The sequence below is a fragment of the Isoptericola sp. NPDC056618 genome, from assembly GCF_042792715.1.
Lineage (GTDB): Bacteria > Actinomycetota > Actinomycetes > Actinomycetales > Cellulomonadaceae > Isoptericola > Isoptericola nanjingensis.
Window position 1 is genome coordinate 196,548 of the sequence record NZ_JBHTVZ010000003.1, and the last position, 11,957, is coordinate 208,504.

Here is an 11,957-nt window from a genome sequence, read left to right on the forward strand (position 1 = left end):
GGGGGGGGCGGTCCGGGGTTGCTCCCGCCTGGCCGTTTGAGGCGGGGGCCCTGGCGGCCCGCGGGGGCGGGTCGGGGTCCCCCCCCCGCGCCGGGCGCGACGTCGGTCAGCGCGCGGGCACCGCGACGCGAGTGACGGGTGCAAACGCACGCGTCCGGTCAGACTCGTAGGCCGCGAGGATGACCCCGAGCACGTCGATGCCCTCGACGTGCGTGTGCATCGGGCGGTCACCGGTGAGCAGGCAGCGCGCGAAGTCGGCGACCGCGGCGGCGATGTCGTGCACCGGGTCGAACTTCATGGTCACCGGGTCCTGCCCTCGCAGCTGGTACGTGAGGCTGACCCCGTCGGACGACAGGGAGCCCTCGGACCCGACGAGCGAGAACTTCTCCGTGCCAGGCGCCGCCGGGTAGGCCCAGCTCGTCGTCACGTGTCCGACTACGCCGTTCTCGTAACGCACGAGCACCTGCGCCGAGTCCTCGCCCTCCATGAATCCGAGCCGATGGCGCGAGAGCATCGCCGTGACCTCGGTCGGCACCGCCCCGGCAAGGTGCTGGAGCAGGTAGACGGGGTGGTAGCCCGTGTCGATGAGCTCACCGCCGCCCGCGGTCGACGCGTGCGCCCGCCACCCCATGCTCTCCGGGGTGAAGTCGTTGTAGAAGCTGTCGGTGGTGCGCACCTCGTAGACCGTGCCGAAGGTGCCCTCCGTCAGGAGGCGCTTCGTCTCCGCCACGGCCGGGAAGTAGAGCTGGTTGTGCGCGCACATGATCGTCACACCCGTGCGTGCGGCTACCTCGGAGATCGCCTGCGCCTCGGCCAGCGTCAGGCACAACGGCTTCTCGCACAGGACGTGCAGGCCGGCCTCGGCGGCCGCGATGATCGCGTCCGCGTGCAAGTGGTGCGGCAGGCAGATGTCGACCGCGTCGAGCTCTGCCTCCGCGATCATCGTGCGGTAGTCGTCGTAGATCGCCACGTCGTCGTCCCCGCGACGACGCTCGGCGTTCTCCCGCACCGGGTCGGCGATCGCCGCGAACACCACCGCCTCCGGGTTCCGGCGGTAGCCCGCCACGTGCGCGCCGGCGATCCCGCCGGCGCCGACTAGCCCGATACGAATCTTGTCTGTCATCTGCGTCTTCCCTCTCAACGGGCGTCGTACTCGATGGTCCGGCCGGTGTCAGCGGCTTCGTTCGCCGCCACGACGAGGCGGGTGAGCTCGACGGCGGCCGCGCGGTTCTCGCTCCCGTCCGCCCTCCCCTGGATCGCGTCCACCCACAGCTGGAACGGGTGGGGCTGCGCGTCCGGGAGCTCGACCCGGGTCCAGGCGTCGCCGAACCGACCGCCCTTGCCGATGAGCTCCTCGCCACCGAAGCCGTGCAGGAGGGTCGCCTCGGTGCCCCGGACCTCGAAGGCGGAGGCGCCCGGAGTCGTCACGAAGCTCGCCTCGGCGACGCCGATCGCGCCGTCGGCGTACCGCGCCACGACCACGGCGTTGTCCTCGACCCCGTGGCCGGTGACGTCGCCGTAGGACGCGCTGACCGTGCTCGGGGCGCTCCCGAGGAACCGCTGGACGAGATAGGCGGGGTGGCAGCCGAGGTCCGTGAACGCGCCGCCGACGGCGGTGGACGGGTCGGCGAAGCGGTCGGGAAGCCAACCACCCAGCCAGCCGTCGTGGGCCATGCGGACACGCGCGTACGTGACCCTGCCGAGCTCGCCTTCGGCGATCAGCCGCGAGGCGGCGACGGTGGCCGGCTCCGACAGCCGCGGCAGCGAGACGACGAGCTGGACGCCCTGGGCCTCCGCCTCCTTGATGAGCGCCTCGCACTCCGCCACGCTCGGCGCGAGCAGCTTCTCCGTGTAGACGTGCTTGCCCGCCTGCAGCGCGCGGCGGATGACGTCCACGTGGTCTGACGTCGCGGTGGTCACCGTGACCGCATCGACCTCGGGCAGGGCGAGCAGGGTGTCGAGGTCGTCGACCAGCGGTAACCCCAGGGTCGCTGCCCCGTCCTCGGCGAGCTTCGCGTCCCGGTCCCAGCCTGCGACGAGCTGCGTCCGGGGGTGGTCCACGACCTGCCTGGCGTAGTCGTTCGCGTGAACGTGCCAGAACCCCGCGACACCGACTCCGATGCCTTCCATCACACCTCCATGTGTGTCCTACGCGGCGTCGTCGCCGCCTTCCGGGGCAAGGTGGCATCGTTACCACATACCGCCTTGCCCACGTCCCCCCGACAACGCGAGCCGGACGTCGGCGCACCATCCCTCCCGTGCGCCGACGTCCTGGCGTCGATCAGCTCCCGGACTTCGCCTGGTCGTACGCGCGCTGTGCGTTCTCCTGCGCGTCCGCCAGCGCCTGCTCCGCGGTCTTGTCGCCCAGCAGCGCGGACGTCACCGCGTTCACCAGCTCGTCCTTGACCTGCTGGCCGGCCGGCGACGCGCCGATCGACTGGCCGTGCTCGGCGACGTCGTAGAACGTCTGGATCGTCTGGTCGAGCCCGGCGTCGCCCGTCTTCTTGACGTACTTCTCCCGGATCTGCTTGTCGGCCTCCGGGCTGCCGGTGAACAGGCCGGTGTTGACGCCGCCATCGTCGGCCAGCGTCTTCGCCCGCGCGTCACCGGCGGCGAGCCACGAGTCGAGCGACGTGAGAGTCGTCGCCCAGGCGCAGGCCGCGCCGGGGTTCTTGGCTCCCGTCGGGATCACGAACGACTGTCCGCTCGCCACCGTGAACGGCTCGCCGTTCTTGTCCCGGAACGGGACCGCCGTGATGTCGATGTCGTCCAGGTACGGCGAGAGGACGTTGACGTACCACTGGTTGTCCACCTGGGCGCCGACCTGGTCCTTGACGAACTGGTTCTTCTCGCCGAACAGGTCGAAGGAGTCGCCGAGACTCTTGACCTTGGCGTACCCACCCTGGGCGTCGGTGATGCGCTTGAGATCCTCGATCGCTGCGGCATTCTCCGGCGTGTCCAGGGTCGGAGCCCCGTCCTCATCGAGGATCGACCCGCCGAGGCCCTGGATCCACAGCTCCGGGCTCCCGGCGGCCACCGGGTCCAGCCCGAGTACGGTCGGGTTGCCACCCTTCTCCTGGTACACCTTCTCGATGGCCTTGACGAGGCCGTCGATGTCCGAGGTGTCGATGTCGTCCGCGGAGACGCCGGCCTCCTTCAGGACCCGTGCGTTCACGATGATCGCCGGCGGCTGGTAGAACTGCGGCACCCCCCAGATCTTGTCGTCGTAGCGCATCTCGTCGGCCACCCACGGGTAGTACGCCTCGTCCGGGTCGATGTCCTGCGCCTCGTAGCACTTGTCGAGCGGCTGGATCAGCCCCTGGGCCGCATAGGTCGCGACAAACCGGCGGTCCATCTGCACGACGTCCGGCACGTTGCCGCTGGCCACGAGGGTGGTGAACTTCTGCGCGTCGAACGCCGCCTGGTCGAGCTGGACGTCGACGTCTGGCAGCTCCTTCTTCGCGTAGTCGAGACGCGAGGTCCCCACGTCGTCCGCGTTCTCGAAGCCCCACGCGCTCAGCGACCCGCTCGCGTCGCCGGAGAAGTCTGCGGCCGATCCTCCCGCCGCATCGGTTCCGGAGCCGGAGCAGGCGCCGAGAAGCATCACTCCAGCGGCCGCGGTGGCCGTCAGTCCCAGTACGTGCCTCTTCATTGATGTCACACTCCTCCGCCCGGGCTTCCTCACCCTGGGCCCCATGATGTGGGATCCTTACCACATCGAACGCTAGATGGATTGGCGGCGAGATTCAAGGTCTCGTCGCACGATTGGTCAGAGTTGGGCAGTCGCCGATGGCGCGCCTCGGCCACATTTTGTGGGATCGCTGCCAGAATGCCCTCCAGGCCCCGAGGCAATGCCGGCGGTCGGGCCGCTCGAAGCCAGCTCGTCCTCGCAGGCGAGCAGCAGCACACCGACGCACCACGCGTGGGAGAGCGTGAGCAGCATGCCCTTCGGCTGGAAGCAGTGCGTCTGGTAGAAGCGTTCGGAGACCATCCCCCGGTACGCGTTGAAGTCGCCGTCGAACCGCGCGACGAACTGCCGGAAGCAGCGAAGCGTGTCCTCGGCGCGGCGCGCCAGGTAGTCATCGTGGCGGCGCGCCGCGAGCCAGCGCAGCTCGTCGTGGCACACGAGGCCGTACGAGTGCAGGTGCTGGTTCGACGGCGACGCCTGGTCGGCGCCGAGCGACCGGAAGTCGTACTGCGCGAGCAGCGTGCCCGGCGCGAACCCCACGTCGTAGGAGTACCGGAAGGTCATGGTCCAGTCGGCGGCGCGCGCCGCCACGTCCACCCAACGCTCGTCCCCGGTCAGCCGCGCCAGGGCGACGTAGGCCAGGATCGCCGCGTACCCGTCCTCCGACGTCGGGGCGAGATCGACGTCCTCCGGCGCTCCGTGGAGGTACTCCGCCTCGACGAAGCGCGTGTAGTAGGCGCCGGCCCGCACGGCCGCCTCCGCGTAGCGCGGGTCGAGGGCGGCCTGCTCGGCAAGGGCCGCGACCCAGGTCAGCCCGGAGGCGCCGCGCCACGAGAGGACCTCGCCGGTCTCGGCGTCGAACACCGAGCCGAGGCACCCGTCGGCACGCTGTCGCGCGACGACGAGATCGAGGTTGCGGCGCACGGTCGCGGTGACCTGCGCGCGGAGGTCGTCCCCCAGCAGCGGGATGCTGCGGCCGGCGAAGAGGATCGCCTCCGCCAACGTCCGAGAGTGCAGCCCGCGCTCGATCGGCGTCCAGCTCTTGGCCCACCCGCGCTCCCGGTACCAGACTCCCCACAGGAAGCCGCTGGGCGAGCGCGCGTCGCAGACGAACCGGACCACCTTCTCCGCGGCCTCCCGGTAGTCGGCGCGCTCGACACGCGCCGCGTGCCGCAGGAGCGCGTAGGCCCACGGGATGCCGCTGATCCAGGCCACGTGCATCGCCTGGCGGTCGACGGGCCTCCCGTCCTGCCCGGTGACCCCGCGGTCGAAGCCGATCGTCTCGAGCAGGACCCCCGGGTCGGGGTCGTAGTGCCACTCGTGCAGGCCGTGCGCGGCGAGCCGCGCCGCCTCAGGGACCTCGACCCACGGGGTCTCCGGCGTACGGTCGGCCGTCTCCGCGTAACGGGCCCGGACGACGGCGGCGTGGTCGCCGCGGTCCGGGCCGAGCGCGAAGACGCGCCACGAGACCGTGACCTCGTGGCCGGGCTCGAACGTGAACGACTCCCGCACGGCCGGGCGCGGGGCGTCGTCCCCGTAGTAGGAGATGGGCCCCTCCGCGTACGGGAAGGACAGCCACACCGTGGCCCGGCCCTCGTCGTGCGCGAAGCCGAGCCCCGTCATGCCGAGCCCGGTCGTCTCGTCGGCCGCGAGACCGATCCCGTCGTCGTCGCCCCAGCCGCACACCAGCACCGTGGCGGCGCGGTCAGCCCGCAGCTCCCACCACGAGCTCGTCATACCCGCGGCGCCCGACCCCGCCGCCGCCCCGACCTCGAAGCGCGGGTAGGGCCGGTCGTTGTCGGCCGGGCAGTTCTCGCCGTAGAAGGCGCCCGGGACCAGCCACCAGGGGTCGGCCGCCGGGAACGACACTGATACCCGCAACCGTCCCCTGACGGCCGACCCCGTGGTCAGCCGGGCGGTCGCGGTGACCCCCCAGCCGACCTCGCGCTCGACGACCTGGACCATGGTCGCCACCCGTGAGGTTTCGACCGCAGCTCCGGTGGCGTCGTCGACCAGCTCGACCACGACGTCCGGACGTGTCACGCCTCGTCCTCGCCCGTCGCGTGGATCTCGGCCTCAGCATGTTCGACAGTCGTCTCCTCGCCCGGCTCCTCGTCCGAGGGCACGGGGCCCTCGAGCAGGTCGACGTCGGTGACGTCGCCTGACGCGGAGATGCGGAAGGTCCGGATCTGGTGCGGCGTGAAGCGCCGGGTGATGCTCACGCCGGCGAACGGCACCTCGATCGTCGCCTCGCCGTCCTCGCCGGCGATCTCGACGGCCCGCACGACCACGTCGGAGAGACCTCCGGCCGGCTCGTCCTCGGCGCCCTTCACCGCGGTGACCATGACGCGGCCCGCGCCGTCGTCCGCGAACGACATCTCCGGCGGGAGGTCGCCCTGATGGAACGACTCGGCCATGGCGCGCACGGGCCGCCCGAGCTCGGCGGCCCGCCGGGTGGCGCCGACGTCCTGCCAGCGCCCCGCGTGCGGCGCCAGGGCGTAGCCGAACTGCTGGACCCCCTGGTCCTGGTAGCGGTAGATGCCCTCAGGGTCCAGGGTGCGCGGGTCGTGCCACGAGTAGACCGGGCTCCGGGTGGCGGTGATGCCGATGCTCGGCACGCCGTCCGGAGTCGTGGCAGGAGAGACGTCGACGCCGTTCTTGTTGGTCAGCACCACCGTGAGGCCGGCGGGCTTCCCCTCGTGCTCGCCCGACAGGTCGACCCATCCCTGCACGGGCTCCTCCGCGCCGTCGACGGGCCGCTCCATGGAGCCCATGGGGATCTCGTAGCGGGCGCGCGGCGCGTCGAGCGCCACGGGCACCCGCACCTTCATCACGTGCGCCTGCTCGCGCCAGTCCAGCTCGACGTCGACCCGCAGCGTCGTCGCACCGGCCTCGAGGACGAACTCCTCGATCATGGTCGAGGAGCCCCAGCGGCGCTCGACCCGCAGCACGCCGCGCAGCGCACCGCGTTCGCGCACCCGCATCGACACGGTCTCCATCGGCGAGCCCGGCCACGCGTACGAGACCACCCGGTGGCCCCACGTGTCCGTCGGGTCCTCGCAGATCACCGTGTGCGGCTCGGCGCCGGTGCCGGCGACGAGGTCCATCCCGGTCGCCTTGTCCAGCAGCGAGGAGACCCACCCTGTGCCCGGGTCCACCTCCACGCGCAGGTGCTCGTTCTCCAGCACCGTGTCCGAACGGACGACGTCAGGGGCCGACGTCGGTACGCGCCCCGGCGCCAGGCGGTACAGGCGGTACCCGAACGCCGGGACCTCGGCGCGGAACGCGATCGCACCGCGGCTCTGGTCGTTGGTGGTCGCGACCGACTGGGTCTCCTGCGCCGGGACAGGGCTGCCGTCGGCGTCAACCACGTGCACGCCGCCACGCTGGGCGCCGAACTGGAACGGCACCGTCTGCGTCACCGGCCACGGGTGCGGGTTGAACACGAGCACGGGCTGGGTGGCGTCGTCGAAGGGAATGTTGACGCGGCGGGCGATCTCGTTGTGCGCCCGGACGATGATCCGCTTCGCGATCGCGGTCGCCTCGCCCAGCTGGTCCCGGGCGTCGTCGTAGGCGGTCTCGATCGCGGAGCCCGGCAGCGTGTCGTGGAACTGGTTGAACAAGACCTGCTTCCACGCGTTCTCGAGCCCGGCCCGCGGATACGGCCGGCCGCCGAGCCGCTCGGCGACGGCGGCCCAGCGCTCGGCGGACAGCACGGCGAACTGGGCGCGCTTCTGCCACGCCTTGATGCCGGAGTGGGCGGAGTAGCAGCCGGACGCGTGGTGCTGCAGGTCGTCGCTGCGCACGGGCAGCGTGCCGAGGAAGTCGTCCCCGCGCGCGAGCAGGTCGTCGAAGTACTCCCGGGGCGAGGCGATCCGCATGCGGCCGAACGAACCCATCCGGTCGAACCGGTGGATCGAGTCGATGTTCGCCTTCGTCGGCCCGCCGCCGTGGTTGCCGACGCCGAACAGCACCATCGCGGAGTCGAGGTCGCTGCCCATCGCCTGGAGCGACTTCTCGGTCTGGTGGTCGACCGGCCCCGGCGGGCTGCAGTACTCGAACGGGATCCGGTAGGCCAGCACGCGCGACCCGTCGGGCGCCTCCCACCAGAACAGCGTGTCGCGGAAGTCGCTCTCGTGCGGGCCCGGGCGCAGGAACATGTACGTGTCGAGCCCGTGACCGCGCAGGATCTGCGGCAGCATGACGTTGTGCCCGAAGGGGTCGACGTTCATCCCCACGGTCGCGCGCCTGCCGAACCGCGACTCGAGGAACCGCTGGCCGTACAGCCCGTGCCGCACGAAGCTCTCCCCCATCGGCATGTTGCAGTCCGGCTCGACCCACCAGCCGCCGGCGTTGACCCAGCGGCCCTCGCGGACCCGTTCACGGATCCGCTCGAACATCTCGGGGTCCGACTCCTCGACCCAGCTCAGCAGCACCACCTGGTCGCAGGTGAAGACGAAGTCCGGATACTCGTCCATGCGGTCGAGCGCAGACCGGAACGTCGCGCGTGCCTCCTGGTACCCCTCCTGCCATGGCCAGAGCCACACGGGGTCGATGTGGGTCGCACCGATCATGTAAAGGTCCCTGTCCGGGGTCGCAAGCGGTCGGGGTGTCGTCCCACGCTCGTCGCACGCACCCGACGGCGCGTTCGACATCGGTGCCTGGCTCATCGGTACTCCTCCTCGCCGGCGGCCCAGCGGTCGATGCTCTCGGAGATCAGGTGCAGCAGCAGGGTGTGCACCTCCTGGATCCGGGGGGTGGTGCTGCTGGGAGCCAGCAGCACGTGATCGGCGTACGCGAGGCACGCCCCGCCGTCCCCGCCTCCGAAGAGCACCGTCGTCGCTCCCCGGTCAAGGGCGGCGGCCAGCGCACCGACGACGTTCGCCGAGTTGCCGCTCGTCGTGAAGACGGCGACGACGTCGCCGGGCCGGGCGAGCCCCTCGACCTGTCGGGAGAACACGTCGTCGTAGCTGTAGTCGTTGGCGATGCAGGTCATCGTTGTGGGGTCGGTGCTGAGCGTCACGGCGCCCAGCGGGCGGCGGTCGGCCTTGTAGTGCCCGATGATCTCGCCGGTGAAGTGCTGGGCGTCGGCGGCACTACCGCCGTTGCCGCAGGTGTACAGGATGCCACCACGGTCGAAGGACTCGCGCAGCAGGTCCGCGACAGCCATCGCCGCCGGGACCAGCGCGCGCGCCGCCTCGCCCGCCGCCACGTGGTCGCCCACCTGGTCCGCGGCCCAACCGGTCGTCCGGGCGACCACGTCCGCGCTCATCCGACACGCTCCGCGGAGACGATCTCACGGGCGCCGTCGGCCACCAGGTCGAACGCCGCGGCGGCGGCGCCCGCGAGGCACACCTGGGCGCCGAGCGCCGAGAGGTGCACTTGGGCCTTCCGAGCCGCAGGCCGCATGGCGCGTGCGGACACGGCCTGTCGGAGAGGCTCCAGCAGGGGCGCTTCGGACGTGGTCACTCCCCCGCCGAGGACGACCAGGTCGGGCTCGAACACGTTCACGAAGTCGGTCACCGCGTCAGCGAGGACGTCGACCGTCTCGTCCCAGAGCTCTCGAGCCACCTGGTCGCCGGCGGCAGCCGCCGCAGTGACGTGCTCCGCCCGGACCTGCTCGCCGTAGGCCGCGAGCACGGTGTCCGAGGCTTGCGCGAGCCGTTCCCGGGCCCGCACCGCGATGTTGGTGCCCGACGCGTACGTCTCCAGGCACCCCGCTCGGCCACAGGGACACGAGCGGCCGCCGTACCTCACCACGACGTGCCCGAACTCGCCCCCGTTGCCGGCCGCGCCCTCGTGCAGGCGGCCGTTGATGACGGCCCCACCGCCGACTCCGGTCGACAGGGTGAGGTAGACGAGCGTCCCGTCCGGCACGGCACGGCCGTGCCCGAACCGGAACTCGCCCAGCGCGCCGAGTGTGGCATCGTTCTCAAGCCGCGCCGGAACGCCGAACTCCCGTTCCGCGAGGTCCACCATCGGCACCGCCGTCCACCCCGGCAGATGCAGCGGCGAGAGGAGCACGCCCTGCGCTGCGTCGAGCGGACCGCCGCACGAGATCCCCACCGCCAGGGGAACGGCGACTCCCTCGGCGTCCAGGGCGCTCCGACCGAGATCGAACAACCGTCGGATCACCGCGTCCGGACCCTCCTCGCGCCGGGTCGGGGTCACGCGGTGCCCCCGGACGACGCCGTCGGACCCGACGACGGCCGCCGCGAGCTTTGTCCCGCCGATGTCGAGCGCGAGCACCGCGCGCTCTGACAGCACATCGGTCATTTCTGTCGTACTCCTGTTCTCAAAGAGCCTGGGCTCTGAACGGGCTCGCTCAGCCCTTGCGTCCTGTCGTGGCGATGCCCTCGACGAAGTGCCGCTGGGCGAACGCGAAGATGATGAGCATGGGGATCGTCACGAGGAGCGCAGCGACCATCACGTACTGGTAGTCGCCCTGTCCGCCGTTACCTGGCGCGTACTTGGTCATCGCGTAGGCGATGCCGAGCGGTGCGGTGAACTTCTCCGGCGACCCGGCATTGAGATAGATCAAGGCGGCCTGCAGGTTGTTCCAGCTGGCCTGGAACTCGAAGACGAACACGATGACGAACGACGGGATCGACAGCGGCATCACGATCTTCCAGAACATCCGCCAGTAGCTCGCTCCGTCAACGCGCGCCGCCTCGAACAGCTCGCGAGGCAATCCCATGTAGAACTGCCGTTGGAGGAAGATGTAGAAGGCAGACCCGAAGAGGTTCATCGCGAAGAGCGGCACCCACGTGCCGACAAGCCCGAGGTGCTGCCAGATCAGGTAGTTGGGGACGAGCGTCACGGCGCCGGGGAGCATCATCGTCGCGAGGACCAGGACGAACAGGAAGTTCCGTCCCGGGAACCGGAAGTACGCGAACCCGAACGCCACGATCGAGCTGGAGACCGCCACGGACACGGCGGCCAGGAGCGCGATACCGAGACTGTTGAAGAGCCAGTTCCCGACCGGAAGCTGCTGGAACACCTCGACGTAGTTGTGCGGCTGGAAGGTCTCGGGCCACAGCCTGTTGTCGAAGACCTGCCCCTTCGGCTTGAAGCTCGCAGCGAGCAGCCAGGCGAACGGATAGAGGAACAGGCACGAGACAAGGACCAACAGCACGGTCACGACGGGGCGCCGCCAACGGCCCCCGTTCTTGTCGCGGCGCACCGGCCGGCCGGCCGGCGGCCCCTCGGGTGCCGCCGGGACCTCCGACGAACGCCGCACCGCGTCGTGCTTCTCGATCGTCGCCATCAGCGATCACCACCCTCGTAGTACACGAACCGGTTGCCGAACTTGAGCTGGAACACGGTGATCGCCATGACGATCACGAACATCAGCCACGACATCGCCGCGGCGAACCCGAAGTCGAACTGCCGGAAAGCCTGCTGGAACAGGTAGACCGCGTAGAACAGGGACGATTCGGGCGACGTCGAGGACTGATCTCGCCAGAAGAGCAGGTAGGCCTGGTCGAACATCTGCAGGGCCGCGATGGTCAGCACGAGCAGGTTGAAGAACACCGCGCTCGAGATCATCGGCAGCGTGATGTTGAAGAACTGCCGCGCCGGGCCGGCGCCGTCGAGGGAGGACACCTCGTACAGCTCGCGGGGCACGTTGTTCAGCGCCGCGAGGAAGATCACCATGGTGCCGCTGACCGTCCAGAGCGTCATGAGGACGATCGAGGGCTTCACCCACGCGGGGTCCACGAGCCACTGCGGCCCCTGGATGCCGAACACCGCAAGTCCCTTGTTGATCGCTCCGGAGTTGCCGTTGAGCAGCAGGAGGAAGACGGCCGCGGTGGCGACCGCGGGCGTCATCTTGGGCAGGTAGAAGAGCGTGCGGAAGATGCCCGCGCTCCGGCGCCCGGCGCGGTGCAGGAGCAGCGCGAGCAGGAGCGCGACCACGATCTCCAGGGGCACGGCCATCACGGCGTAGAACAACGTGTTCCGCAGCGACAGCATGACCTTCGGGTCGTCGAAGAGCCGCGCGTAGTTGTCGATCCCGGCCGGCGCCATCGTTCCCGTGACGAGGTTGTAGTGGCTGAAGGACACCGTCAGGCTGAAGACCATCGCGCCCACGGTGAAGATGAGGAACCCGACGATCCACGGCGAGATGAACAGGTACCCGGCGACCGCCTCGCGGGTGTTGTACTTCTTGGCTCGCCGACGCGGCGGCTGCACGGGCGGCGTCGCCGTGCTGCCCGACGTGGTGAGGTGCGTCATCGCACGACCTCCCTGGTCTCCTGGACTCGGCGCT

The 11,957-nt window shown here is 70.5% G+C and carries 9 protein-coding genes; all 9 read right to left on the reverse strand.

Annotated elements, in window-relative coordinates:
• Nucleotides 1–106 precede the first annotated feature (106 nt).
• Nucleotides 107–1,123, reverse strand: coding sequence for a Gfo/Idh/MocA family protein (locus ACFQ8T_RS06765; protein WP_430545786.1), 1,017 nt, complete (start codon nt 1,121–1,123; stop codon nt 107–109).
• A 14-nt stretch (nt 1,124–1,137) separates the two neighbouring features.
• Complete coding sequence (locus ACFQ8T_RS06770; RefSeq protein WP_430545787.1) at nt 1,138–2,130, reverse strand: Gfo/Idh/MocA family protein; 993 nt, start codon at nt 2,128–2,130, stop codon at nt 1,138–1,140.
• Nucleotides 2,131–2,281: 151 nt separating this feature from the next.
• Nucleotides 2,282–3,652 carry an ABC transporter substrate-binding protein gene (locus tag ACFQ8T_RS06775; RefSeq protein ID WP_430545788.1) on the reverse strand — a complete coding sequence of 457 codons (1,371 nt, stop codon included), beginning with the start codon at nt 3,650–3,652 and terminating at the stop codon, nt 2,282–2,284.
• A 117-nt stretch (nt 3,653–3,769) separates the two neighbouring features.
• Complete coding sequence (locus tag ACFQ8T_RS06780) at nt 3,770–5,731, reverse strand: hypothetical protein (protein WP_430545789.1); 1,962 nt, start codon at nt 5,729–5,731, stop codon at nt 3,770–3,772.
• Nucleotides 5,728–8,262, reverse strand: a complete 2,535-nt coding sequence (locus tag ACFQ8T_RS06785) for an alpha-mannosidase (protein ID WP_430545790.1) — start codon at nt 8,260–8,262, stop codon at nt 5,728–5,730. The genes ACFQ8T_RS06780 and ACFQ8T_RS06785 overlap by 4 nt, the downstream gene beginning before the upstream one ends.
• Nucleotides 8,263–8,354: 92 nt before the next feature.
• The gene (locus tag ACFQ8T_RS06790; RefSeq protein ID WP_430545791.1) at nt 8,355–8,960 is read right to left on the reverse strand and encodes an SIS domain-containing protein; all 606 of its coding nucleotides are present in this window, start codon (nt 8,958–8,960) and stop codon (nt 8,355–8,357) included.
• On the reverse strand, nt 8,957–9,964 hold the full coding sequence (locus ACFQ8T_RS06795; protein WP_430545792.1) for an ROK family protein: 1,008 nt from the start codon (nt 9,962–9,964) through the stop codon (nt 8,957–8,959). Before ACFQ8T_RS06795 ends, ACFQ8T_RS06790 begins: the two co-directional genes overlap by 4 nt.
• A gap of 49 nt (nt 9,965–10,013) precedes the next feature.
• Nucleotides 10,014–10,955, reverse strand: a complete 942-nt coding sequence (locus ACFQ8T_RS06800) for a carbohydrate ABC transporter permease (protein ID WP_430545793.1) — start codon at nt 10,953–10,955, stop codon at nt 10,014–10,016.
• On the reverse strand, nt 10,955–11,923 hold the full coding sequence (locus ACFQ8T_RS06805; RefSeq protein WP_430545794.1) for a carbohydrate ABC transporter permease: 969 nt from the start codon (nt 11,921–11,923) through the stop codon (nt 10,955–10,957). Before ACFQ8T_RS06805 ends, ACFQ8T_RS06800 begins: the two co-directional genes overlap by 1 nt.
• Nucleotides 11,924–11,957 lie beyond the last annotated feature (34 nt).